Source organism: Roseibium sp. HPY-6, from assembly GCF_040530035.1.
Taxonomy (GTDB): Bacteria; Pseudomonadota; Alphaproteobacteria; order Rhizobiales; family Stappiaceae; genus Roseibium.
The window spans coordinates 176,154-202,453 of the sequence record NZ_JBEWCD010000004.1 but is presented as its reverse complement, the minus strand read 5'-3'; the positions used below and the strand labels follow the sequence as shown (position 1 = coordinate 202,453).

The window sequence follows — 26,300 nt, the reverse complement described above, 5'->3', positions numbered from 1 at the left end:
CCTTTTCAGAGATTTTTATTGGTTCTCAATCTAGATCTGCCATCAGGGCTTGGGACCTGCCACCATCGCAACAAATCTGCTGCGCCGTGATGTAGGAGGCGGCTGGTGAGCAAAGGAACAACGCAAGATCGGCGATCTCGCGTGGCACGCCCATGCGTTTCATAGGAATGCGCTGCACAACAGACTTCTGAGTTGCCTCTGGCAAGGCTTCGATCAACAGAGGTGTCCGAATGGCACCAGGGTTGATCACATTGACCCGGACACCATGTTCTGCCCACTCGATACCCATAGTCTGCGACAACTGGATCAAGGCGGCCTTGCTGCTCCCATATGATCCGCCGTTTGGAAAGGCACTGGCTCCAGCCAAAGACGAAATGTTCACCACCGAGGCTATGTCACTCTTCCTTAGATGAGGGAGGGCTGTGCGGGCCAGCAAAAGCGCACCCTCCACATTGACCTCGAAGGATTTTCGCCAGACGTCAATTCCCGCCTCCGTAAGCGGTTGCGGCGAAATAAACCCGGCGGAGTTCACCAGCATGTCAATCTGACCGTAGATGGATATTGTCTTATTCATAGCTCTATCGATATCCGCTTGCTGCGAGACATCCATCGCAAGAGCAATGGCATCGCCACCACTTGATTTGATTAAGGCTGCGACGTTCTCCGCCATATCCACGCGAAGATCAGAGACCACGACGCGGACCCCGTTTGCAGCAAAGGCTATGGCAATCGCCTCGCCGATCCCGCTGCCACCGCCGGCGACTAGAGCGACCTTGCCCTCTATGTTGGACATCTGCATCCAGTCGCGGCGTAGGGCATCAGGATCACCAGCATGGTTCATTGTGCTTCTCCCTTTTATCGTTGATTTCGCGGTCGCAGTTGAGAGACGTAAGACTGTTAGGGCTAAACGATCGTCACTTGATGCGTTTCACACCGTTAGTGAGGGTTCGATCGACGCATATCAAGCGACGTCGCTTTGCGTGGCTTTTTCGAACGGGGGCTTTAGTGAAGCGCAGCTTTGCCGATGGTCGCCCGGGCCATTTCAAAACCGTGATATTCGCCATCAAAAAACACTCAGTTCGACAGATCTTGAGACAAAACTGAGCAGGCCCTGACGCATCACTGAGAGGGTTTCCGCGTTGACGGCAAATTCGGGCATCTGTTCCAAACGCGCACGCATTTCAGGGTCAACGAGTTGAAGGATGCATTTTTCCATTTAGGTCCTCCCATGCGCAATTCAGTTGATGAGGCTGTCCGCGCCGACTACGCACGGCGTCGTGTTTGTCTTGTCAGGTCTTGAAGTTTGATGTGTTCTAGTGGTCTATCGGCACTTTCTCCGGCCCGCTCACTAACGCAGAACGCCATTCTGTGGGTGTTTTACGTTCCCACTTTCGGAATGCGCGGAAAAACGAGCGTTGATTGTCGTATCCAAGCAAGTACGCTACCTCTCTGATATCGCGATCTTTTTCGGACAAGTATTCGCACGCCAGTAAGTGGCGGGTGTCAGACAGCAGTGATTTGAAGCTTTGGCCTTCGTCCTTTAGGTGCCGTTGCAGAGAACGCTCGCTGATGGCCAGATCCCGTGCGATACTCCGTAGCCCTGGTTGGCCAGCAGCCAAGGCACGTTTGAGGTGCCAGCGGACTTGTTCGGTGAGAGATTTGCTCTGTTTGGATTGCTGCAGATCGGCATCGAGAACAGCGTCCAACATTTCAACTAATTCTCGATTGTAGCTGACGAATGAAATGCTCAGATCTTTGCGATCAAACACCAAACGCGCCTCTTGCGCGTTCCAATTGATAGGGCAGTCGAACCAGTCCTGGATGTCAGTGCTTTGGCTACGGCACAGGTCCATACATCTAGGCGTAATCCTTTGCCCTGTTCCCACCCTGACCATGTTCACGAGGAATGAATATGTAGAATCTGTAAGTGCGTTCGGCTCTGCCCTTTTGGCGTGGGGCCAATTGCATGTGACGCAGCAGTCGTCGCCGTCTATAGCGATCCGCACGTCCACGCAAGTCGACAGACCGATAAACCGAGCCACTCGGTAAAGCGCCTCGCCCACATCTTTTGCGTGATATGCCACCAGAAACGACGGTGGTAGTGTTGTGACATTAACAGTCTTTGTCAGCTCAAGACCAATGTCTGGGCCTACTATACTCTCCAAGGCATCCCACAAATCAAAGAGCTGTTCGGTGTTGATCTTCCTTTCTTGCGTAACAACGCTGGCTGGAAGTTTTGCTCGTTGTAGGATTGCAGCGCGCTTGATCGGTATGCTCTTGAGAGCATGCCATAGCGAATTTGGGACCTTTATGAGATCGTTAGCAGACATAGAGCTTCACTTGTATACTTTAGAACACAATAGCGCATCGGCTCAGAGAGTTCGACGGCATCACGCGCCAAAATAGTCACACAACGCGCCAAATTTCTGGTGGGAGGAGTTTTGTTGCTGTTGCCCGTTGTCATGCCAAAACGAGACTCCACACCATCGAAATCAATTAGGCTCCGTTGACAAGGTGGGTTCCCAAATAAGCTGAGTGTAAGCGCTAACTGGACCCCACCTTGCTGGATCACACAATCCTCCAGAATAATAGGCTTTTGCGCTGTTTGAGCGCTAAGCGGACTATGTTCGGCGTATCTCAAAGTTAGTTTTTGCACCTCGCTTGAAGCCCACATTTTCTAGAAGCGAAAGGTAGTTTGCCGTCAGGAGAAATCGTGTCGATCTTCGAGACGATCGAACTCTATAAATCTAACCAAACCGAACTTTTGGTATTTGCCGGAGAATCCTATGGTGCAGGATCAAGTCGTGACACTGCTACCAAAGCACCCTGGCTCGGTGGTGTCCGTGCCGTCATTGCCGAAAGTTTCGAACGTATCCACCGGGCAAAACTAATCAACATGGGCATTCTGCCGCTGTTGTTCGCAGATGGCATATCCGTCTTCGATTTGGAGCTGTCCGCTTCAGACGTTTTTGACCTCACGCTCGATTTGGAAACCAAGCAATGAGAGGTGGTCTTTTCCGGCGATAACAAGGGAACGCAATCGATTGCCGTTTCTGTCGACGTTCAAAGCGAGGTTGAGAGCCGAACGCTCAAGTCCGGAGGCTTTCTTGCAGATATGTTGCATTTGTGACCGGTCGGTTTGACAGGGCTGGCCTGTTAGAAATGCGACAGTGCCATTTGCCGCAACGGTCAGCGCCCAAACCGACCGGCTGGGCCGGGTTGCAAGCGAGGCGAGGGCGCGGGTGGAAGACCTCAAACATAGACTTTGGCTGGTAGACTAGTTTGGCTCAATCCCCTTGAACTTCGGCAAGTCGTTTTTTTGCGTAGTCGTCGTCCCAACAAACCGTGGCTTCCCAGGCGGCCGACGCTCGCTCTGCAATTTCGCGGTTAACCCCGACTAGATCGCCAGCATTGTGAGGCAGCACTAGGTCAAGATCGGGGACGTCAACATGCGCCTCGTCCCAGTCGATCAGTCCGACACGATCCGCCGTCATACGGATGTTGCTGGGGTTGGCGGGGTTGCCGTGTACAACACAAGTGTGATGTCCGTTGAGCCGTGCCCATGCGGCTCTGCATCGAGCAACCCCCTCTGGCGGCATTTTGTTGAGGTTAATCTTCGTGCCAGTGTCAGTGTGAAGCAGTTCAATCGATGACCGCCAGCCTGGGCGTTGCGGCCAATCCTGCGTTAACTGGTGAAGCCGTCGAAGCGTTTTAGCAACTCGAGACCAGTCGGCTTTCGTTTCCGGTGGTCCACCTTCTAGGTATTCCATTACCACTAAACTGTCTGCGTGAAATCGACCGTCCATTGTCGGAATCGGCAGTGGTACTGTCAGACCTTCACCATCGAGGTGTTGAAGAAGCTTGGTTTCCCAAGCAAGATCAGCGTTGTTCCTAGTGCCGAGACGGGCGACCGCGAGGCATCCACGGATTCTTACGCTCCAAACATCGTTTGCGACACCACCAGCAAGTGGTTCTATACGGGTTGCGTCTTTGCCCCATAGTCCAAGTGCTTCCCATCCCACTGGCAACATCTCCGATCTATTCAATCGAAGGGAAATCTAATTCAAACGCATGTCCCGGACAACGCAGGTTGATACACAATACCTTGGTAAGCTGTGTCTTATTCTTCGGTCCAAGATTCCGCACTTCGTCGCCTTGTCGCTAGGTCATCATTCTGTCGCAGCTATACGAACAAGTGCTTTGCTTCTTTTTGCATTGACCTCCGGATCGTTTGTGAAATCCGTCCGCCGACCGGGCTTGCGCCCGCGCTTCTGGTAGCCGTTGCTCACGCTGCCATCCGTTACGCCGAACAAAGGATCCTTTTGCCCTTGGCGGCTCGGACCATGCAGCCTCCGCCGTTGTTGCTCGCGTCCATCCTGCATCTCTGCCAGGGCACTTAGAATGTCGTCCAACCGCTTGTTTTCAACCACCCGGCTTCTATCAAAAATACCTCTCTTCATAGGGTCAGTCGGAGCGCAAAATGGGACGAGAAAGATATTGACACAAACCTTCGTTGAGTATCCACTCAACTCCTCTAAAAGTAGCAATGTGTCTTAAGTGCTTCTCCTACATTGTTTTGGGTCTTCCAGGTTCCCGCAAGTCTTTGAGGCGAGAATGACTAAAGTATTGTATTTGTTACCATTTCTTGTCCTCGTTGGGTGCGTGACAGACGATTCTCCAACATCATCTCGACCTAGCAAGGACGAGTTGATTTGTATCGATTCAGGTTTCACACCAGGAACGATTGAATTTTCACAGTGTTTGGCGACGGCAAAAATCGCTCGGCAAACCGCTGAAGACGTTGAAAATGAACGTCAAAAGGAAAGGGAGAAACGTGACACTGTCAGTGCAAGCGTGGCCAACCAAATTTGTGTCGATTACGCAAAAGAAAGAATGCCGTATCCGGTCATCAGAAATCAAACCGTACACAATATCAGCGGCGGATACAGACAAACGATACGAGTAAGTTTTGAACTAGATGAACCGGGAGCCTCATATTCGTCCAGGTCCGCGGAGTGTAAAATACAGGGTCGCGAGGTTGTTGATTTCAAGATTACTTAGTGAGTGCCACTAACGATTAGCGGACAGATAACCGACTTGTCTAAGCGAGGGGCTGGCTCCTTTGTTGATGGAAGACAGACGGTTTGTCCGAGTTATTCACAATGGCGCTGGTTGACGGCGTTTTTTCTGGTCCAGCAATTCATTTCGACAATCAACCGGCTTTAGCATGTCGGGCTACAACGGCCAGCTGATCCTCGCGTCGAATGAGCCTTTCAATCGGCCGCCGGCGGCCTGGTGCGATGTCATTGACAGTCAGCGTGCAATAGCTGCGTGTTTGCGATGTAACTTCTAGTGTGAATGCAACAATGGCCTAAAAACCGCCACAGGGCAGGGAGATCAGCCCCCGGTCAGGCTTGCTAGTCGGGGTTGCAATGCCTGTCCGGGGGCGGATGGCGACATCATGCGTCACTATCGGATGTTGAAATAGATTTTAGCGAGGAATTTCTGTGTTTGACCGTTTATACCAAAGGTAGCTTCCAAATAGTCCGATCAATCCAATTGCATTTCCCCAAGGAAATAGACTTAGAAAAACGTCTGCGACAGGGGGAGCTGGCAAACAATCCTTGCCACATTTCAGATCAAGACCGACATCGCCGACGTACGCACTGGCGTAAAAGACGAGACCTGCAATTGCCGCTATAATCAGGAGTACATGACCCCTATCGTCTGCGTTCGTCAAAAACCATTTAGCTCCGATCCAAACCATCAGAAACAAGAAGGGCCATACCCAGACCCAAAACGCGGAAATGGCAAAAGACCATCTTTGTTCGTTGGTTTCTATTGGGCATTTTGTGCAGCCATCGTTAGCAACAACTGACACCACTACGCAGAAAACATTTAGCAAGAGAAAGAGGCTGTATGTTGTAAAACGGCGAATGAAATGAAGCATAACTCTCAACGTTATTTCTGAACTATTCACCAAGAAGCACCATTCGCACAGTAAAATCTTATTGCGAGCGTTGGGTAATAAAAACTACTAAAAATTGCATAAAGATTGTCGTGACGCGATGGCCAGACTTGCCAGATATTTAAACAAACTGGTGAGACGGAACCTGATCTGTAATTTGTCGACTTCACACCTGAACACTTCAGCAGGGGTGCGGAAACCAAGACATTTCCTCGGGGTGCTGTTCAACTGATCGATCAGTGATCGTATCATTTCCTCAGGAACTTACAAGACCGCGGTATCTCGCGGCAGATAGCGCCGGACCCGCCGGTGCATGTTTTCGACAGAGCCTTTCTGCCAAGGCGCGGACGGATCGCAGAACCAGGCATCAACGCCCATGCCTTGCTTGAGCCGTCGCCAGGAGACGAATTCAAAGCCGCGATCGAATGTAAGGCTTTGCCAGGCATGCCTGGGTAGGGGACTGAGCGCGTTGATAAGCCGGTCCATGATAGTTTTGGACTGGCGGTCATTGTTCTTGAACAGTACGGTGAAGCGGCTTGTTCGCTCGACAACCGTCGTGATGTTGTCCTCTCCGAGGCTCCTCTGGAAGATTATTAAATCAGCCTCCTAGTGACCAAACTCCTTGCGATCGTTGATGGCTTTCGGTCGATTCTTTATTGAGCGCGCTTCCGGAAAGACCGGATTCTGCGGCTTGTGCGCGTATCTCGGCCGACACTTTCTCCGGCGTTCTGGAAGCAGCCGAGCAAGCTGTTGCCGCTCTCCTTCTGACGAATATACATAGCGGTAGATTGTTTCGTGACAGATGCGGGCTTTGGCCTTCGGTTCGATCTTCAATCGTCCGGCAATCTGTTCCGGCGATCAGCCGGCTTCCAGCTTTCCTACCACTGCGATCCGCAATTCTGCGCGGCGAAAGAGTTTACCGGTCCGCCGGCGCCGATCACGGGCCATGTCGTTGGCCGTCATCGCCCAGTATCCATGGGCATCGGGGAACTCATTGTCATGCTGGTAGTTGCGTTTGATCTCTCGGGAGATCGTTGCACGGTTACGGCCCAGGCGTCTGGCAATCTCTGATTGGCTGAATTTCTGATCCAACATCCTGGAAATCGTTTTGCGTTCTTCAATACTCAAATGCGAAAAAGTACGGCTCACAACGTCGCTCCCGAAAAGCAGGCAGCTTACCGCCTTTGTTGCAGTTCGGGATAGAATGTGCCCCTGCTATAGCTCATGTCAAAGCTGTTTAGAGGCGCGACATCGCTGGCCCGATTGAAATGCGACAGTGCCATTTGCCGCAGCGGTCAGCGCCCGACCCGACCGGCTGGGCCAGGTTGCAAGCGAGGTGAGGGAGCGGGTGACAAGACTTTATTAGCTTAGGTTTTGTGAGATATGATCAATTGAAAGGTGTTTACACCTAGCTTGTTGGCTTGGGGCCAACGACAGCGTCTATAAATGGAGCCTTTTTGGCTAAGTATTCTCTGATACCATCAGTGTTTTCAGACTCTAGATTGAGCTTTAGGTCCTGATACTGACGTCTCAAGTCAGCATCGCGACGAAGTCGATCTCGGAAACGTAGCATCCTCGCGATTTGCCAATGACCCGTTGTACACACATGAACCTTGTGCGTACGAACACCGTTCTCGTCTTTCCGGTAAAAATGATGTTCTGCTGTTAAGTCCTTGCCACGAATATAGCCACATGACCGCATAAAGTTGTCGACTTGGTGGGTGTCTTGATGAGTGTGCACTTCAACCAAAAGATCGATTTCCGGTTTTGCAGCCAACCCGGGAACTGCTGTACTGCCAACATGATGCACAGCAACAAGTTCTGCACCAAAAGCAATGGCAATACGATCTCGTTCCGCAATGAACATACTTGGCCATTCTACATCATAAGCCGTCATCTTACTTGTAAGCGTCAAAGCCATTTCCTTGTCATCTGCACTGGTCAGAAAGCTGAGACTCAGTAACCGAACTAGCCGAATGGTGTGCTTATTCCGCGGCTTGCATCCTTTCCAGAGCCTTTTTCCTTTTGGCATTCACTTCCGGATCGTTCGTGAAATCCGTCCGTCGACCTGGTTTGCGCCCACGCTTCTGATAACCGTTGCTCACGCTGCCATCCGGGATGCCTAACATATGATCTTTTTGCCCTTGGCGGCTCGGACCATGCAGCCTCCGCCATTGCTGCTCGCGCCCACCCTGCATCTCCGCCACATTCGAAAGAATGTCATCTAACCGCTTGTTCTCGACCACTGGCCTTCTACGAACCGATCGCAAGTTGTCAAAGGTTCGATCGGGAAGAATTGTGCCTTAGACCAGCATCCGTCATCCATTGCCGTAGTGTCTCTTTGCCGCAAGAAATCTGGTGAAGCTCAATCAGCTTCTCGCGTGCCAGAGTCGGGCCAAAGTCGTGATAATGCTCACGGACCAAGTCCAGGACGATGTTACGAAACTCATCACTGTGACGCCGATTGCTGGGTTGGCCGCGCTTCTTTGACACGAGACCCGCAGGACCTTCACGGTCATAAGCCTGCAAAAGGCGGTGTACCTGGCTTCGGCTGAGAGCCAAGAGCTCGGCAGCCTGCACAACGCTCAAGCGTCGATCTCTAATCTTCTGGATGGCTTCGAGCCGTTTCAATTCTTGCTGTGACATGGTGATCAAAGACATTGCGGCTCCGTCAGCACTCAGGCGTGTCGTGGCCAGTCTTCCTTCCAACGTTGACATTGACCAGCGCTAGACGGACGGGAAGTTTCGCATCTCTAACTGGCCATGTGTCGCATTACTAAGTGGCTGCTATAGCTCGTGTTGTCACTAGCGAGAATGGTCATGATTTGTGCCAGGCAGAAGGGTCACACCATAGAGGCGCAATGGAAAGGGCAGGAACATAGATTTCGGTTACCTCTGACGCGGGTATTTTGACTTGCAAGCAGCAAATATTCGTCGTCCTAGACGAAATTAAAGTCGTCTTGGTGAAGCTCACTTACAAGCACATTTGTCAAGATGATGCTCGTGTTTGCATCGATGGTGATTGTCGAGGATGTACCGTCGTCTGTAGTAGCCGCAATTACGTCCACAAAAGAGTTGAAAACTGACGAACTAAATTCAATGATGTCATCGGTCATCGCGCCTGCAGTAAAGTCAGAGATGGTATCATGGCCTGTTTCACCATCTCGGAAAACAAATGTATCGCTACCTGCTCTTCCCCATAGCTCGTCATCACCAACACCGCCAATCAGAGTGTCGGAACTGTTGTGCCCTCTGAGCTCGTCACTTCCCGCGCCGCCGTCAAGAAAATACTCTACTGACGCGTCATTCCCTTTAACGACATCGTCTTTTTCAGCACCTTCGAATTGTTCGAAGCCATACCAAGACAGGCCGGACGTATTGAATTTGGACCCTTGTTCAATGATAAGCTTGTCGACTCCTGCACCACCAATGTCCTTTGGCGTGCCGCTATCCCAAAACAAGTCACCTGAGGCGTAATAGATCGTGTCATTGCCTGCACCACCAAGATACTCATCTTGGCCAGCGCCACCACGCAACGTATCGTCGCCGTCGCCGCCGAGAAGTGTATCGTTACCTGCGTTTCCAGTCAGCAGGTCGTTGCCGGCACCTCCATCAAGCCAATAGTCAACAGAAGAATCGTTTCCATCAACACGGTCATCTTTCTCAGCGCCTTGGAAGCGCTCAAAGCCATACCAAGAAAGGCCTGCAGTATTAAACTTTGAACCGGTTTCGATAATCAAAGTGTCAATTCCTGAACCGCCAATGTCGATGGGAACGCCCGAGGTCCAGAAATAGTCACCATTATCGAAATAAATAGTATCGTTTCCAGCGCCGCCCGAAATTGTATCCCGGCCTGCACCACCCCTTATCCAGTCGTCTCCGGAACCACCAGAAATATTGTCATTGCCAGCTCCACCGCTCACAAAGTCATTGCCATCGTCACCAGAAACAGTGTCGTTGCCCTCACCGCCGCTAACGTCATCATTGCCGTCGCCACCGGACACCTGGTCGTTTCCAGCGTCTCCACGCAACGCGTCGTCAAATGCAGTGCCAACAATGATATCGTCACCATCAAGACCATTGTAAAAGGCTCCTTCACCTGGTGCAGGAGGGGTTAATGTTGGCGCGTTGTTACCGTTTGTACCTTGATCACCGGTTGGAAGGGTGAAGTTAAATTGACCGTTTTGAAAATCTTCAATGATGACGGTTGCTACATAGCCAGACCAATAGGCGTCGATCTGGTCACCAAACTCCGCCTGATAGTAGCTTCGCATGAAATAAAGATCGCCATCATTCACGAATGCCGCGATTGACTGAAAAGTGTCCGCGTAGAAATCTACGCCCTGATAAGCAATGTGTTCGAAGTTCCAATTGAACGAATTTAGATGAACGGAGCTGCCAAGGCGGTCCTGAATCTGAAGCTCTCCGTCTCCATCAACATCCTTAATCCTGTCAACAGTGTCGAATCGCGCAAGAGTATCATCAAAATGAATTCCACTACGAACATTGTAACCAACGTCCCAACCTTCGATGAAGTCGAAGTATGTAAGTGGATCTACGTTATCTGCGTTTGTTGCGTGTTCAGCGCGATGAATAAAATATGCATCATCACCCGCTCCTCCTTCAAGTACATCTTGCTCTTCATCATCAAAAAACAGTGTAGAGATATCAGTTCCGCCTGCTAGCACTAGACCGGTTAACACACCATCCTTCGTACCGCCCGACAGTTCATCTGCATCGTTTCCACCAAACAGTTCATCACGTCCTTCGCCGCCGAACAATTGATCAAATCCGCTTCCGCCAAAGAGATGATCGTTTTTTTCAGCGCCGTAGAGGTCATCGGCACCAGCACCACTAACAAAAACAAAGCCATTTCCGGTTTTGTTATGTTGAGGAAGCTCAAATTCAAAACTTCTGAGACCGAAGAACTTTGAAACTATTTTCGTCTCATCAGTTACATCGTAACCGAGCCTAGTTATGGAGTTATACATCAGGTCATCATCAACAGTACCGTAAATGATTAGTTTGTCGTTGAATAACGTGGTAGTTTCGCCATTTTGAAACAAATCATCAAAGTTATTTTGCACCCCGGCAGCGAGTAAGTCTTGTCTCTCGAGTGAAAATTCGAACTTTTGATAGTATTGATCAGTCTTAAGTTCGTCAGCTAAGAAATCGTAATAGTCATAATTTCTTGGAGTAAATACTCCGGTATTGAACTCAAGCGATACGGTTCGACCAATACCCGAAGGGTCTATTGCTCGTTCCGAAGCCTCTTGGGTCTCGGCAGTGGTCGTATCATTTGGGTCTGAAATAAAATCAAAATCTTCAGGTCGATAGTTTCCTTGGCCTTGGAGTTCTCTACGTGGCTCGATATAAAAATTTTCGAGAGACATTTCAAAAAGAACAATGCCGTTACTATTTGTAGTTTTTGTTATGACAAATTCCACGTCATTATTTATTTGGAAACTTGTATTCCCCCAAATATAGGTGCGGTCAACATAGTCCCCAGAACCATCGTCCCAGTCTTTCTGATCAACAGAAAGCCCAATGTCGGCTAGCCCGTAGTAATTCAACATATCTGACTTAGAAAGTCTTACTACATTGGCTCCTTGTGAAGCGCCGAGATCAAATAAGTATTCTCGGACAACAATCGGAGCAGTAAAAAACTGTTTCAGCAGGGTAAAATTAGAAGCAAGCGCGAAGCGACCTGGACCCGAACTCATGTTCATGTAGTCAAGAACGTCGACGACAATCGTAGATGTTCCAGAAGTATTGCGAATTAAGGTTTCATCTGTAAAGTCGGCCGGCGTTGTTGTGGATCCATAATTGTAGCTATTAATTACTTCTTCCAGTGTAGGTAACGGCATACTAACGATCCCTAAAATATTCATAGATTTGGTAGTTTTTGTCAACTATCCAAACACGGGAGGACGGCGTTGTTACACCAATTGAGCCGTCTTCTTTTTTGTAGCGCGTGTGAACGGCCATAGAGACAAAGCCACACTTTCCTTCCACGACACGTTCGATAAATAACAGCGATCGGCCATCATATTTTCCAGGATTGTAGTGGCAGCAGTCTGGATATTGAGATAAGTAATCGCTTACATTCTGGTAACTTAGATAAGGATAATCTTTGTATTTTCCGTCTTCATCTTGGACGGAAACATTGCCTACTTTATAGTTTGACAGATAATATTCGACCGCACTTGATCTAATTTTCCGCTCATCCAGCGCGATACAATTGGCTTCGGCTTCTCGTGTAATCGCAACTATGGACGCAACGGATCCAACGGCTAAACATAGTGCGCCAAGCCAAATAATCTTTTTCTGGTTGAGCATGTTGGAATAGCCGTCTTCTCGAGGTTTGGTGGATGCCAAGTGGATGAATTTTTCTTGGCATTTTTGAAGATAGTATCCTATTTTTTTTAAATTAAAACGTGTATCTTGATTTTTATGAGCTTGCCTATGGCTATTGAGAGTATTTGATTAAATTGTTGTTAAATATGGCTTTTATGGAAATGCTGGTCCTTCACAGTCCTAAGCCTGCAAAAGGTGATGTATCTGACTGCGGCTAAGGCCCAAGAGCTCGGCAGCTTGCACAACGCTCAAGCGTCGATCGATATTCTTCTGGATGGCTTCGAGCCGATTCAATTCTTGCTGCGACATGGTGATCAAAGACATTGCGGCTCCGTCAGCGCTCAGGCGTGTCGAGGCCAGTCTTCCTTCCAACGTTGACATTGACCAGCGTCAGACAGACGGGAAGTGTCGCATCTCTAACTGGCCCATGTGTCACATTACTAAATGGCTGCTATACGTCGGATTCCGATTAGCTTTGTTATGGAAAATTTTTGACCATTTGATCAAATTTTATTGTTGCTCATATCCGATAATTCATGGATTGAGAATTTGGATGCCAGTTTGTTCAAGGTCAGGTAGCTGGATGGGTTTTTTGAACGTGAAACAACGCGGGAGTTTTGGGGTACCTTCCTTCACGGCGGCCGGATCTGCCTGATGAACAATGCGGCCGAACGGGCATTGCGCAGCTTTGCCCTCGGCTGAAAGCCATGGTGTTGATCTGAAGCGGACATGTCGATAATTTGTTTCAGGATGTCTCATGTTTTGCTACGTATTTCGTTGCTGGATAGCTTCGCATTTTTTTTGCATGTTTGTAGTGTATTCGATAGCCATATCGACGTATAATGCCCGAAACCAGTCAAGTTCATGGCTTAGATCTATATAAGACTGCTTTTTTTCAAGGAGCAATTGTATTGCCTCTAGACGATAGTCTTGATTAACTTGCAAGAGAGTGACCTCCTATTGTTTGTATTGGTTGCGAAACAGCTTTGTAATTCGAATGAAGAATTAGTCTCCCAACCGCCAACAATCGCAAAATTCAGAGGGTTGCGTTTGGAAGGGAAAACACTTCATGCTCGCCTTCAAGCCCTCGAAACCGATGCAATCCCAAGCTCGGGAGAGCTTGATTGAGAAGATTATGGAATTCTGCAGAGACAATGATCTTGGGCTCTACAGTTCGGGAAATTGCTTCTATGCGCGCCGCATAGTTCACGGCTGGACCTATGACGGTAAAATCAAGCCGGTGGGCGGAGCCCACATTGCCATACATGACATCTCCGGCATGCAGTGCGATACCGAAAGAGAGCGGGTTCAAGCCTTCTCTAATCCTGCTGTCATTGAGAACAATTACGTTGTTTGATGCTTCCTGAGCTGCGGTTGCGATCGCCGTGCAGATCTCGGTTTGGGCGGGCTTTGCGGACGGCAGCTGGAAAAAGGCCAGCATGCCATCTCCCATAAATTTTAAGACTGTCCCGCCCTTCACTTCGATGGGCGGTGCCATGGCATCGAAGAACTGGTTAAGCGTCTGGATCAATTCGTCGCGAGGCAACACCTCGCTCATAGCAGTAAACCCTGCAAGGTCACAGAACCAGATAACTCCGCTGATTGTCTGTCCGGCACCACGCCGTATTTCTCCGTTCAAAACACGCTGACCAGCATCCTGCCCAACATATAGATCCAAGAGACGCCGGCTTGTTGCCTCAGCCGTCATCAATTCCGTGACCGTTGCCAATGCAGTCAGGATAGAGCTGGCTTTGGCAATATGGTCTTCTGAAAAGCCTTCCGCGAAAGTTGTCGCGAGACAGAGCACTTGGGGACGATCGCCACTAAAGGGAAGTCCAAAGAAAACGACATCTGTTGCGCCTTCCTGGCGAAGGGAGCGACCTTGTAAATACTCTAGATCTAACCCGTTTTCCTTTAAGTCGACCCGCACCATCTCCGCTCCCGCCAATATCAGCGGAATTGGCCCTTCTTTGAATTGCGTCTGTTTTTGATCGCCGTGCGGCCGGTCAATTCTGACAACGCCCTTTGTGTCTTCCCAAACAAAGGTTTCCGCAAAAAGCTCGGGGTGAAGCTGCTGTATCCCGATAAACATCTTGAAGAGCGGTAACTTTTTGTGCTGCAAGCGTGTCGCAAGCTTTTCAAGCAGGTCTCCAATATCCGATAATTCCCGACCATCGGTCAGGAGCCAATCCACAACCTCTCGCATTTCGGATCGTATTTCGTCACCGGCAACGGGCAGATCTGTTGGGGTAAGACCGGACATGAAGTTCTTTCCCGCCGCGGCTATGCGCCCACCAAACACTGTTTGATCCGGGGGCGGCTAGCCATGACGATATTGAGCATCGTATTTCCGATATGGAGCTAAGCTTCCTGCCGCAAGTCTTCGCTGTCTTGAGCGACGTTTTTAAGAAACTGCTCAACTTCGCGCGCCAGACTTCCGCTAGCTTCCGAAACCAAATCCGAAGCATTGTTGACAGTCGATGCCTCGTCGGATGTTTTCTGAATTGCGCTGGCGACCACAGTCACACTTTCCGCGACAGTACCAGTACTGTCGCTGGCTGATTTGGCTGAGCGTGCAATTTCCAGATTTGCCGCCCTTTGTTCCTCGATCGACCCGGCAACCGAGCCGGTTAATGACTGTATTTCAGATACTTTGAGAGTTATGTTCTCAATTGCACCTGCCGCGTCACGCACCGAATCTTGAATACCGCTGACTTGTTCTGAGATATCGTCGGTGGCCTTTGAAGTCTGTTCGGCAAGTTTTTTCACCTCAGATGCCACAACAGCAAATCCACGTCCTGCTTCACCGGCACTGGCGGCTTCGATGGTGGCATTCAATGCGAGCAAGTTTGTTTGTTCCGCAATGTCGCGGATGAGGCTGACAACGCTGCCGATATGTTCTGCCGCTTCAGAGAGGGTCCGAACACTCTCGTTCGTCTTGTTTGCAGCATCCACCGCTTCAAGGACAATGCGATTGGTTGCCTCTGTTTGGTTCGCTATTTCCTGAACCGTTGCTGTCATCTCTTCAGTCGCAGCTGCAACGGCAGCAACATTTTCCGAGGCGCTAGCAGATGCACTTCCCGCGACACCGGATTCATTGCGGGCGTTGATTGCTAGTTCATCAAGCGATTTTGCAGCGTTTCGCATCAGCGACATTTGTTCCGATACTGTTTCCAGCCGGGATGACATGATCGTTTTGAATTCCTGGATAAGGTTTTCAAGATATGCTTGGCGCTCGCTTTCCTTCTCGCGATCCACGTTTGCCGCCGCCTCGAGCTGGATGCGCTGAATTGCATTTTCCTTGAACACAGCCACCGCTTTGAACATGTCGCCGATTTCGTCAACACGGCCGCCGTCACTGGTCTCAACGTCAGTTCGGCCACTCGCCAGCAGTCTCATAGCGCCGACGATTTGATTGATGGGACTGGTAATGGTTCTGGACGCGGTGTATCCGATTGCGCCGACAAGCAAAATCAGCACGGTACCAGCAAGAATGAGCCGGGTGCGCATGTTGGCGATAGGTTCAAATGCATCGCTGACCGCCTCCATTGCGACAACGGCGAATTTTGCTCCTCCATAGTCGAACCTATTGATCTGCACATCGAGTTGTTCAGCGCGATGAAGGGAAGCTTGGCCAAAAGCCTGGCCTTGCGAGAAGGCAGTATCCACCAGGTCACTGGTCAAGCGCGTGGTGAGGATATCGTTGGTGTCCGGCGTGGACGAGGTGTCGTTGCGCATGAACCCATTTTCACCAATGAGTGCAATTTCGCCACTTGCCCGAAGGCCAACATTTTTCGTCATCAGACGATTGATTTCGTCGATTGGCATTTGAAATGCCAGCACACCTACACTTTCACCGTTTTGATCGACAATGGGATGAGCCATGAAGCTTGCGGGGGCATCGGCGCTTGGTTCATACGGCGCGAAGTCTTCAAAAACAGTCCCGCCTTTGTCCTCCAGTGACAGGGCTGCGCGGAATACTTCGCCAAGACCGGTTTCCGTCCACTTACCCCCGCCTTCTGCAAAATTGGTCGCATAGTCGAGTTCTTTGAAGACTGAATAAACAAGGTTTCCATCGGCATCGAAAAGGAACACATCATAGTAGCCTCTGGTCTTTTGAAGTTCATGAAACCAAGGGTGATATTTGGCATGAGCCAGGTCATAGACGGTGTTTGTTTCTGCCTGATACAGTTTGTCTTTCTGTCCGTTCGGATATGGATTGCCGGTGATGTATGCTTGCTGAAGAACGCCTGTCAGATCGGTTCCCTTGCCGGCCATTTCTTTCCAGGCAGCGGAAAACTCCCTAAGCGCCAGTATCGTTCCCGGCTGACCGGCCGTTAAGACAAGCTCTTGCTCAATGCCTTTCAGATAAGAGAGCGTTTTTTCTGAACTGATGTCAGCGGCAGCTTCAAGCCGGGATCTTGTCAGATCCTGCATACTTGCTTTGGCGGTAAAATAGCTCGCTACAGAAACACCAAGACCGACGATTAGAGCGCAGCCGACAATCAGTGCCGGGATCTTTTGCGACAAACGGAGATTGGTGATCATGGGGCCCTCCCGTAGCGTTGAGTGTTTTCTCTGTTTTCATCGAAGGATCAAATCGGATCGTGCACGATTTCCGATTTGCTGTTTGTGTCCTGATCAACTGGCGGCTCCAGAGAACTCAGGCCGAAATCATCGACAATCGCGTAGATGGCCGGAACGACGAACAACACCATTATGACGGACGCAATCAATCCGAAGGTCAGGCTCGCGACCATCGGGATTAGGATTTGCGCCTGCAGGCTTGTTTCGGTCAGCAGCGGCAGCATGCCTGCAACCGTTGTCAGGGTTGTAATCAGGATCGCCCTGAACCGGGCGCGTGCGGCTATGGGGGCAGCTACGGCAACGCTTTCGTGATCCTCATGATGATCCTTGATGAAATTCACCAGCAGGATCGAGTTGTTGACCACAACGCCGGCCATGGCGATAAAACCCAAAAGGCTCGGCATGGTGAAGTCCAGCCCCATGGCAATATGTCCGAAGATCACGCCGGTAAACGAAAGCGGAATGATGATCATGACGACTATAGGCTCGACATAGCTCCGAAACTGAAAGCTCAGCATGATGAAGACGCCGATCATGCCGATCAGGAACCCCGTCATCATCGATTGCTGTGTTTTGGCGCCTTCTTCATCCTGACCGCCGAATTCGATTACTAAATTGGGATATTGCTTTTGCAGTTCGGGGAAGAAGGCTTCTTTTGCATCAGCCAAGATCGCATTTGCGTTTGCAATTTGGTGATCGACATCCCCTTCAACTGTTACGGTGCGAAGTCTTTGATGCCGATTGATGCGCGCGTATCCGCGGCCGCTGGTTAATTTGGCAACATTTCTGAGTGGGACCATCTGGCCGCTTACCGTCCGGATCGGAAAATTGTCCAAATCGGCGAGGCTGTCCCGGTCGCTCAGTGCGAGCCTGACGTCAATTTCATAAGATTCAGGCCCCACCTGGATTTCTGTTACGGTTGTGCCAAAAAACGATGTCCGCAACTGATCAGCGATCTCCCGCGCGGAAAGGCCAAGAGACGCGGCCTCCTTTGTAGCTTGCATGCGGATTTCTTGCTTACCCGGCCTCAAATCATCTGAGAGGTTGGTCACCCCAGCATAAGAATTCATCCAGGCTTGCAGGTCGCGTGAGGCAGATTTCAGTTCTTCAAGATCGCGTCCCTGCAAGCGTATCTCAATCGCTTGGCCGCCCGGCCCGATGACAGTCTCGGTGAATTTAAGGCTGAGAACATCGGGCAGTTGTCCGACTTCCTCGCGCCAAATCGCAACGAAATCATCCGAGGAAACGGTCCGCTCCTGCGCACCGAGCAAATCTGCTGTTACGGTCGCAATATGGCTTCCGGTTTCATGGGCATCGACATTCTTGTTGTACTGAACCGTTACGTGGCGCACCAGATCGACCCCATCCGGCTGGCCTGGAGAAAGCCGCTCATTGAGCCGGTTCAACGCTTCTTTGGCCGTAGCAACAACGTCTTCGGTTCGTTGCAAAGGTGTTCCTTGCGGGAGAAGAATGCGCGCCTCGACAACATCTCCATCAAGGTCCGGAAAGACCGAGAACTTCAAAATGCCTCCAGCGAACATACTGATGGCGATCATCAGCAGCGCAAGCGCGCTCCCGACACTGACGTAGCGCCAACGCATCGACAGGTCGATGAGGAAGCCAACGGGACCTTCACGCAGCCATTCCATCGATCTGTCGACGAAGACCCGAAGCCGGGATGTCTGTGTTCCGCTCTGCTCAAGAGAGTGCAGCAAGTGGCGCGGCAGGATCAAAAACGCCTCGGCCAGGGAAACCGTCAGCACGAACAGCATTACGATGGGAACAACCCTCAAAACTTCTCCGGTATCTCCGCTCAGGAAGATAAGAGAGCCAAGCACCATCGCCGTGGTTAAGAACGAGGACAGGATGCTTGGAAACACCTGAGTTGCGCCATCCACCGCCGCTTCGAGTGCTGATTTGCCCTTCTCACGTTGCGCGGCGATGTTTTCGGAAATCACGATGGCATCGTCCATCAACAATCCCGTGGCGATCAGCAGCCCGAGCATGGACATCATGTTCAAAGAAAAGTCGAACACATACATGATCGCCAAGGCCCCCAGGAAGGACACCGGCAAGCCCATCGTCACCCAGAACGAGTAGCGAAAGCCGAAAAAGAGCCACATCATCAGGAAGACAAGCGCCAGGCCTTGAAGGCCGTTTTCAACGAGCAGCCGGAGACGGTCTTCAACGATTGCCGAGTTGTCGTTTGAAAGGATCAGGCGCACGCCCGGCGGAGCGATGGCCTGCTCTCTCTCAATGAACGATTTCACTGCCCCGACAACGTTGAGAATATCTTCCGATCGTGTTTTGGAGATTTCGAGAAGCGCAGCGGGCTGACCATTGAACTCGATCACGTCCTCGTCGAGATTGAAACGATCCGTAATGACGGCGATGTCCGACAACCGCACCACGCCGCCATCAGGGCTTGAAGCAATCACAATCCCGGCGAAATCATATGCCCGGCGGCGCTCGTCATTGAACCGGAGCGAAACACGCCCTGCAAAACTTTCAAGGTCACCTGCCGGAAGATCGACACTCTGCTCGGCGATCTTGGCTGCAACGGCCGACGCGCTGAGACCGATCTGCCTGAGCTTCATCTCCGAGAGTTCAATCCGGATCTGGTGTTCTGAAAATCCCTGAATATTGACCTGTGAAATCCCGCCCCATTGCAACATACGTTCCTTGACTTCCACGGCGTATGCCTTGAGGTCCGGCCGGTGCAAAAGGCCGGTAAGGGCCACAGACGCAACGAATTCGGTCGTCCCAAGCTCGCTGACAGTTGGCAGTTCTGCCTTCTCGGGAAAATCGTCGATAGCGTCAATTTGCGTTCTGACTTTTGCGATAAACCTGTCGAGGTCGCCGCCAACCTTCATTTCGACGGTTGCTTGCGCCAGGCTGTCTTTGGCTTCGCAGGAGATTTTGGCGATGTTTTCGACGCTTTCGACGGCGTCTTCAATCCGGCGGCACAGCGCTTCTTCCACATCTTCCGGGCGGGCCCCAGGATAAGCGACAGACACACTGACTTCACGTGGCTCGACACTTGGCAGGGTTTCCCGCTTGAGAGACGGAATTGTGAGCAGGCCGGCCAGAATGAAAACAATCATCAGAAGGTTTCCGGCCGTAGGATGCGCTGCAAAGAAACGGATCATTGGTCTGCACCCGCTCCTTGTGCCTCGCGGCGTAGGACGGCCACCAGAGCATCATCTTCGACTGGGTCAAGAAGCATGCCTTCCGATGCATAGACTAGATCGCTTGTAACGACCTGATCGCCTGATTCCATACCGGAGCCGATCACAGCAATCTCACCCTGAGCAAAGCTGATCTCAATTGGCCTGGATTCCAAACGATTGTCCGGCCCCACGACAAACACTTTGTCATTCTGAATAGCCGTGCGCGGAACAGCGAAAACGTTTTCCAGCGCATCGCTGATCAACTCGACTTCCACAAACATGCCTTTGCCAAGCAAGGGGCGTTGACCCGGAATGACTTTTTCGTAGGGTCTGTCAACTTCAACGACGACGCCCACCGTCCGCGTTTCAGGATCGATGCCGTCATCCACGCGCACGACCCGGCCACGCCAGGATGCTTCCAGATGATCGAAAGGCAGCCTGACAACAGCATAGAGCCCGGACCGTTCGGCAATGTCAGCGAAGGTATTGTCGCTGATCGCCCCGGCAAACCGCTCGGCGGTGAGGACATCCATAAATTGACGGAACCGGCCGACCGGGATCTGCGCGGCAATCTCGACAGAGCCGATACCATCGGCTGTTCCCATCTCTTTGCCGACTTGCACATATTGCGTCACTTCGACGTCGACGCTGGAGATGCGGGCATCAAAGGGAAGACGGATATGAACACGCTCAAGGTTCAACTCGGCGACAGCCAATTGGGACTGGTAAACTGCGATCTGTTCGCGCTGCGCTTCGATCTGCGATGGGATAACGTCAGTCGAGTTGGCGAGGTCCTGAATTTTTTGCCGTTGACTGAGAACGGTGTTTTCTTCCTCTTCCAGGCTTGCATCCGAGACGGTTCCCCGTTCCCTGAGTTCGCGCATCCGCTCAAGCTGGTTCTCCTTGAGTTTCAAAGCCTGCAGCTCGATTTCAACGCTTCTGGCAAGGCTGTCCCTACTGGTTTCGAGTTCTGAGATCTTCGCCTCGGTCAAGCGTATGTTGGCCTTGGCCTGCTTGATCTGCAGTTCGTAATCCCGGGGCGAAATGCGGATGAGTTCCGTATTTGCCTTTAAGAGCGCGCCCTCTTTCATATCCGGATTGAGATATTCGATTTCGCCAGCCACGCGCGCAACCGCGTTCCAGACGCGTGCGGCGCCGACCGTCCCAAAGCCTTGGACCTTTGGCGCTATATCCAGTTCTTCAGCAGTGATCACACGCGTTAGAACAGCAGGTTCTATCGGCTCCGCCTGTTTTGGCGCTTCTTTGTTTGAAGCAACCAGATAAAACACACCCGCACCGGCTGCCAAAGGTAAGATGATCAGGATGCGGCGCCACCAAGCGTATTTCATTGCGCACCTCTTGTGAGCGGGCAGTGCGGGACGCAAAAGAGCGAACCGGCTGCCCGGGGGTTAAGGTCAGGTTGTTTGAGCTTGTCTTTCCGAACGCGTTAGCGGCGGGCGAAAGGCGCCCATGATCATTTCCGTCACCAGCGGAAGGACGTTCGACATGCCGACAAGCTGTTCACGGTGCTCCAGGTCGATGAAGGCTTGGCTCAGCGACCCATCCGGGATGGAGGCCTCAGCAAGTCCGAGGAGTTCCGGCATCATGGGCACGAGAAATACGAATGCATTGACTGTCAAAAAAGCGGTCATGCCAAGTTTGATCCGCATCCACCAAGCGCGTTCTTGGAAGAAAAAGAACAGGATCAGATCGGTTGCAATCTTGAGCCCGAGACCGGGAAGAATGAGGATATAGGCGCTCTGGAGTTTGTATGTGTAAACGACGACTGTCGTTTCCGGTGATGACTGTGCGAAAAGAATGCCAATCACAATGTGGGAGAGAATGCCGCCCACATACATGATCGTGCCAATTTCGTGAAGAAAACTCAAAAGCTTACGCATGGTGATATCCGGTCTAATCGATTTGAAATGAAGCAATGCCAAGCCTGGGCAATCAGCCAAGCCTCACCTGAACTCAAACGCTTCCGTGTGAATGCGGTCCCGTTTGACGCCCTCTTTTTTCAGATCTTTCATGAGACCGTTGACCATCGGTTTTGGGCCGCACATGAAGTACTCGTAGGTATCCAGCGGGTCAGGCAGCTTGGATTTCATGATGTCGACACGCGCAAAATTGCCTTCATCGGAAAACAGCGGGACCAACGTAATGTTGCCGAGTTCCGCCGCTCTTTCGGTGAGCTCTTCAAGGAAGATCGCTTCGTTTTTGTCCCGCGATGCATAGACAAGGTAGATTTGACGCTTGTCGCCGGGCTCCATGCTTCGGAGCGTGGACAAGAAAGGCGTGATACCGATGCCGCCGGCCAGCCAGATCTGTTTGGTGCCGGCAGCGTCCGTATCGAACCTGCCATAGGGCCCGCGAACGCTAACTTTCGCTCCTGATTTCAGTTCTTCACGGACTTTACGGGTCCAGTCACCAAGAACCTTGATCGTGAACCTCAGGGCCTCTTCGTCCTTACCGCTGGAAATCGTGAAAGGGTGAGGTTCCGACCAACCTTTCCCTTGAATCTCTACGAAGGCGAACTGACCGGGCTTGAAGTCGATCGGTTTGCCAAGTGCGGACAGGCTGATTTCCGTTGCCCGTTCAAGCGGTTTAACAGAACTGATCTCATAGACATGAGCTGTTCGTCTGTTCATACCGAACAGACTGTAGAGAAGTGCGATTACCCCAAGGATCGCAAATGCTGTCAGGTAGAAACCCGAGATACTGAACCTATCAAAAAGGGCCGCAGGTGCCGTCAGAAAGTGGCCCGCTGCAAGCACATAAACGAGCGCCATCAACTTATGCAGAGGCCGCCAGCGTGAGTACGAGATTTTCCGATTGAGCGCGAGCGCAAGCGACAGGACCAATGCTATGAGCGCCAGCATCCCAAGCGGTGCGGAGGGAACAAGCGCGTTGATGGCCGGGTCGGCTCCAGGTGGCAGTTCTTTTGGAACACCGAAGAAATGAACCAGCACGAAGAGCGCCGCGATGACGCCGGAAACTTTGTGAACCTGATAGACACGGTCCAGACCGCCAAACCAGTCTTCAAAGAAACGGGCTCGCGTTGACAGGATGATGGAGCAGGTCATCAGCAGGAATGCCACGCCGCCCAGCATGGTTGTTCCTGTCGCCCGTGGGCTGTGATTGGCCGCCGGGAAGGCGAGGTGGAGGACCGCGAACACAAGCACAATGGCGAGGGTCGCCATCGGCCCCTTTCGATTCAACATAATCGGCATCCTTTTGAGGAGTGTCATTCGTCGGCTGCGAATTCAGCTTGCATATGCATTACTTGCAAATGTAAGTCTTGTAAATGCAAAATCGAAATTCACAATACTTGCAGCGCGCAAGATTTGGAGATATGCCGATGGTCAGAGGATATTTTCTGATGACTCAAGTCACGCTAAAAGATCATCGACGCCAGGATAGCTTTGGGTTTTTAATCCAAACTATTGCGAGGACACTCGACGCAAAAATGAAAATGGAGCTACAAGAAGTCGGAGTTGATATTCGTATATTTGCCAATCTGATGATGCTTGGTCAGCAGGACGGGATCAATCAGCGGGAAATTGGAGCTCGACTCAATTTCCCCGAGTATTTCACCAGCCGAAACGTAGATGCTTTGGTTGAAGCAGGTTATGCGGAGAGGCGTCCGGATCCCGAGAGTAGAAGGTCATTGCTCGTGTATTTGACCGACGCTGGACGAGCGAAAGCGGAGGAATTACCCAACATAGTTCAGCGCGTAAATGATGTTGTATTACAGGAATTAACAGTTGAGGAGCGCGAGAGTGTTGTTCGAATTCTGCAAAAGATAAGTGGGTATTGCGCGGAAAATAAAGAAGATTGATATCTCGCCTAACAATCTAAGATTGGCCCAAGAGTTGAACGCTATCCGTCTGCCATGGATATGTCAAAGCTGTTTAGAGGTGCGACATCGCTGGCCCGATAGAAATGCGACAGTGCCATTTGCCGCAGCGGTCAGCGCCCGATCCGACCGGCTGGGCCGGGTTGCAAGGGAGGTGAGGGCGCGGATGGCATTGATCTCTTTTTCCATTATGCTTGAAACATGAGTAGCTATTCAAAAAACCTTGTCTTGGCCGGATACGATAGAATTGCCGACAAGTATCTTGAGCTTTTTGGCGTTTCAAAAGTTCGACAGAAGTGGTTCGATCAACTGGTTGACCGTGTTCCAAACACTGGAGCGAACATACTGGACCTCGGCTGCGGAGCGGGTATCCCAGTCGCCCGCGACTTATGTTCGTTGGGTCACAACGTGATAGGTGTTGATGGATCAAAAGAACAAATAGCCAAAGCAAAGATCAATGTACCCGACGCTGAATTCATACAATCGGACATGACAGAGCTTGATTTTCCTGAATCATCATTCGATGGCATATCTGCATTTTATTCTATGACGCACTTACCAGCGCAGGAGCAGTGCCGTCTCATCTCAAATATTTCTTTTTGGCTTAAGCCGGGAGCAACGTTCATAGGAAGTTTTGGTTCTGGAGATGCCGGGTCTTGGACCGGCGAATGGCTCGGCGTTCCCATGTTCTTCGATCACAACTCCGAAACTACAACACTAGACTGTTTTCGGAAAAATAGCCTCAATATTCGAGAATACACCGTAGAGCAGCAAGACAATGAAGATGTCTCTTTTCTTTGGGTTGAAGCAATAAAGATAGATTAATCGAAGTGAGATGAAGTAGTCATTCAGCCGCCTCCATACGGGCGAGCGCCTTCTTCCTCTTCGCAATTAACTCCGGATCATTTGTGAAATCCGTCCGGCGTCCGGGCTTACGGCCGCGTTTCTGGTAGCCGTTGCTCACGCTGCCATCCGGGATGCCGAACATATGGTCCTTTTGCCCTTGGCGGCTCGGACCATGTTGTCTTCGTCGTTGTTGCTCGCGCTCGTCCTGCATCTCGGCAACGACTGACAGGATGTCATCCAACCGCTTGTTCTTAACAACTCGGCTTCTATGAACTGAGCGCAAGGTCTCGAACGTTCTATAGGGAAGAATTGTACCTTCATGCATGATCTCCAGCCGGCCATCGGGATAATCACAGACGATGACCTTCTGGCGGGGCAGGGTCTTGGCGTAGTCCGTCGGCTCCAGAATGAAAATCACCTTCTCGTAGCGCAACGTCAAAGATTGCGAAACGGTGCGGACTTCCTTCCGGCACATGGCGCCGTCCAAGTTCTCATGATCAGCAAGAGGACGGTGCACGTCCTTCGGATTATGAGGTTCTTTGCCAAAACGGGAATTAAAATCTTCGATAAACTGCGGCGCAAATTCGTTGGCAGCCTCAATGGAATCAATGCCTTGCAATCGCAGTTCCTTCACCAGACGATCCTGAAGGGTGCGATTGGCCCGCTCAACACGGCCTTTTGCCTGTGGGGTGTTGGCACAGATAATATAGATGTTCAGCTCGTAAAGCGCGCGGCCGAGTTGGGTGAGGCCGCTGGTTCTGTCCGCGCTTGAGGCATGAGTGGTTCGGAAAACCCCATGTTTGTCGCTGTAGAATGCGACTGGCTTTCGCCATTGCGTTAGATAATTCTTTGTGGCTTGCAGGTAGTCGAACGTGTTCTCAGACTTCGCAAATCGCAGATGAAGAAGCTTGCCGGTCGCGTCATCGATGTAAACGAGCAAGGCGCACTTAGGACCGCGGTTCTCAAACCACCAATGATGCGAACCATCGATCAGGACGAGTTCACCGAAGCAATCGCGCCGGCCGCGTGGCTGAAAAACCCGCTGCTTGCGTTCTCGGCGCGATGTCCATAGACAGGCATCTGTCATCCATCGCCGTAATGTCTCTTTGCCGACAGAAATCTGGTGAAGCTCAATCAGCTTCTCTCGTGCCAAGGTCGGACCAAAGTCGTGATAATGTTCACGGACTAGGTCCAGGACGATGTTGCGGAACTCGTCGCTGTGACGCCGGTTGCTCGGTTGGCCGCGCTTCTTTGAAACGAGACCCGCAGGACCTTCACGGTCATAAGCCTGCAAAAGGCGGTGGACCTGGCTGCGACTGAGACCCAGGAGCTCGGCAGCCTGCACAACGCTCAAGCGTCGATCTTTAATCTTCTGGATGGCTTCGAGCCGGTTCAGTTCTTGCTGCGACATGGTGATCAAAGACATTGCGGCTCCGTCAGCGCTCAGGCGTGTCGAGGCCAGTCTTCCTTCCAACGTTGACATTGACCAGTGTCAGACGGACGGGAAGTGTCG

18 protein-coding genes and 5 pseudogenes are annotated in these 26,300 nt (G+C 51.2%); 4 read left to right on the top strand and 19 right to left on the bottom strand.

The window, feature by feature from the left end:
- Positions 1–25 precede the first annotated feature (25 nt).
- The 3 genes from ABVF61_RS31145 to ABVF61_RS31135 form a co-directional block, all read right to left on the bottom strand.
- Positions 26–841, bottom strand: a complete 816-nt coding sequence (locus ABVF61_RS31145; RefSeq protein WP_353997504.1) for an SDR family NAD(P)-dependent oxidoreductase — start codon at positions 839–841, stop codon at positions 26–28.
- Positions 842–1,063: 222 nt separating this feature from the next.
- A complete protein-coding gene (locus ABVF61_RS31140) occupies positions 1,064–1,216 on the bottom strand; it encodes a hypothetical protein (protein WP_353997503.1) in 153 nt (50 codons plus the stop codon).
- 97 nt (positions 1,217–1,313) lie between these two features.
- Positions 1,314–2,330 carry an AraC family transcriptional regulator gene (locus ABVF61_RS31135; protein ID WP_353997502.1) on the bottom strand — a complete coding sequence of 339 codons (1,017 nt, stop codon included), beginning with the start codon at positions 2,328–2,330 and terminating at the stop codon, positions 1,314–1,316.
- A 365-nt stretch (positions 2,331–2,695) separates the two neighbouring features.
- On the opposite strand from ABVF61_RS31135, the gene ABVF61_RS31130 reads away from it, so the two are divergent.
- Positions 2,696–3,004, top strand: coding sequence for a 3-isopropylmalate dehydratase small subunit (locus tag ABVF61_RS31130; RefSeq protein WP_353997501.1), 309 nt, complete (start codon positions 2,696–2,698; stop codon positions 3,002–3,004).
- Between the two features lie 283 nt (positions 3,005–3,287).
- Here ABVF61_RS31130 and ABVF61_RS31125 read toward each other — a convergent pair whose 3' ends face one another.
- Together ABVF61_RS31125 and ABVF61_RS31120 are read right to left on the bottom strand one after the other, a co-directional pair.
- On the bottom strand, positions 3,288–4,022 hold the full coding sequence (locus tag ABVF61_RS31125; protein WP_353997500.1) for a phosphotransferase enzyme family protein: 735 nt from the start codon (positions 4,020–4,022) through the stop codon (positions 3,288–3,290).
- Positions 4,023–4,169: 147 nt separating this feature from the next.
- Positions 4,170–4,439, bottom strand: a pseudogene (locus tag ABVF61_RS31120) (ISNCY family transposase); the annotation flags it as partial.
- A gap of 175 nt (positions 4,440–4,614) precedes the next feature.
- Here ABVF61_RS31120 and ABVF61_RS31115 point away from each other — a divergent pair.
- On the top strand, positions 4,615–5,061 hold the full coding sequence (locus ABVF61_RS31115; RefSeq protein ID WP_353997499.1) for a hypothetical protein: 447 nt from the start codon (positions 4,615–4,617) through the stop codon (positions 5,059–5,061).
- Positions 5,062–6,142: 1,081 nt separating this feature from the next.
- Here the strand turns inward: ABVF61_RS31115 and ABVF61_RS31110 are convergent.
- From ABVF61_RS31110 to ABVF61_RS31055, 13 genes and pseudogenes are all read right to left on the bottom strand, one after another.
- A pseudogene (locus tag ABVF61_RS31110) lies at positions 6,143–7,117 on the bottom strand (IS30 family transposase); the annotation flags it as partial.
- Between the two features lie 259 nt (positions 7,118–7,376).
- Positions 7,377–7,889 carry a GrpB family protein gene (locus tag ABVF61_RS31105; RefSeq protein ID WP_353997498.1) on the bottom strand — a complete coding sequence of 171 codons (513 nt, stop codon included), beginning with the start codon at positions 7,887–7,889 and terminating at the stop codon, positions 7,377–7,379.
- A 64-nt stretch (positions 7,890–7,953) separates the two neighbouring features.
- The gene (locus ABVF61_RS32150; RefSeq protein ID WP_502950040.1) at positions 7,954–8,214 is read right to left on the bottom strand and encodes a hypothetical protein; all 261 of its coding nucleotides are present in this window, start codon (positions 8,212–8,214) and stop codon (positions 7,954–7,956) included.
- Positions 8,215–8,272: 58 nt separating this feature from the next.
- Positions 8,273–8,629 (bottom strand): annotated as a pseudogene (locus tag ABVF61_RS32145) (helix-turn-helix domain-containing protein); the annotation flags it as partial.
- Between the two features lie 278 nt (positions 8,630–8,907).
- Positions 8,908–11,835, bottom strand: a complete 2,928-nt coding sequence (locus ABVF61_RS31095; RefSeq protein ID WP_353997497.1) for a calcium-binding protein — start codon at positions 11,833–11,835, stop codon at positions 8,908–8,910.
- A gap of 1 nt (position 11,836) precedes the next feature.
- Positions 11,837–12,346: a hypothetical protein gene (locus ABVF61_RS31090; protein WP_353997496.1), complete on the bottom strand. Its 510-nt coding sequence runs from the start codon at positions 12,344–12,346 to the stop codon at positions 11,837–11,839.
- 162 nt (positions 12,347–12,508) lie between these two features.
- A pseudogene (locus tag ABVF61_RS31085) lies at positions 12,509–12,649 on the bottom strand (helix-turn-helix domain-containing protein); the annotation flags it as partial.
- A gap of 712 nt (positions 12,650–13,361) precedes the next feature.
- Positions 13,362–14,588 carry an adenylate/guanylate cyclase domain-containing protein gene (locus ABVF61_RS31080; protein WP_353997495.1) on the bottom strand — a complete coding sequence of 409 codons (1,227 nt, stop codon included), beginning with the start codon at positions 14,586–14,588 and terminating at the stop codon, positions 13,362–13,364.
- A gap of 107 nt (positions 14,589–14,695) precedes the next feature.
- Positions 14,696–16,873: pseudogene (locus tag ABVF61_RS31075) on the bottom strand (methyl-accepting chemotaxis protein); the annotation flags it as partial.
- Positions 16,874–16,920: 47 nt separating this feature from the next.
- The gene (locus ABVF61_RS31070; RefSeq protein WP_353997493.1) at positions 16,921–20,061 is read right to left on the bottom strand and encodes an efflux RND transporter permease subunit; all 3,141 of its coding nucleotides are present in this window, start codon (positions 20,059–20,061) and stop codon (positions 16,921–16,923) included.
- The gene (locus tag ABVF61_RS31065) at positions 20,058–21,431 is read right to left on the bottom strand and encodes an efflux RND transporter periplasmic adaptor subunit (RefSeq protein ID WP_353997492.1); all 1,374 of its coding nucleotides are present in this window, start codon (positions 21,429–21,431) and stop codon (positions 20,058–20,060) included. The genes ABVF61_RS31070 and ABVF61_RS31065 overlap by 4 nt, the downstream gene beginning before the upstream one ends.
- Before the next feature lie 66 nt (positions 21,432–21,497).
- Positions 21,498–21,983, bottom strand: coding sequence for a hypothetical protein (locus tag ABVF61_RS31060; protein WP_353997491.1), 486 nt, complete (start codon positions 21,981–21,983; stop codon positions 21,498–21,500).
- A gap of 63 nt (positions 21,984–22,046) precedes the next feature.
- A complete protein-coding gene (locus tag ABVF61_RS31055) occupies positions 22,047–23,306 on the bottom strand; it encodes a ferredoxin reductase family protein (protein ID WP_353997490.1) in 1,260 nt (419 codons plus the stop codon).
- A gap of 158 nt (positions 23,307–23,464) precedes the next feature.
- On the opposite strand from ABVF61_RS31055, the gene ABVF61_RS31050 reads away from it, so the two are divergent.
- Positions 23,465–23,923, top strand: coding sequence for a MarR family winged helix-turn-helix transcriptional regulator (locus tag ABVF61_RS31050; protein ID WP_353997489.1), 459 nt, complete (start codon positions 23,465–23,467; stop codon positions 23,921–23,923).
- Between the two features lie 219 nt (positions 23,924–24,142).
- Positions 24,143–24,766, top strand: coding sequence for a class I SAM-dependent methyltransferase (locus tag ABVF61_RS31045; protein WP_353997488.1), 624 nt, complete (start codon positions 24,143–24,145; stop codon positions 24,764–24,766).
- Between the two features lie 19 nt (positions 24,767–24,785).
- Here ABVF61_RS31045 and ABVF61_RS31040 read toward each other — a convergent pair whose 3' ends face one another.
- Positions 24,786–26,213, bottom strand: coding sequence for an ISNCY family transposase (locus ABVF61_RS31040; protein ID WP_353997487.1), 1,428 nt, complete (start codon positions 26,211–26,213; stop codon positions 24,786–24,788).
- Between the last annotated feature and the right edge of the window lie 87 nt (positions 26,214–26,300).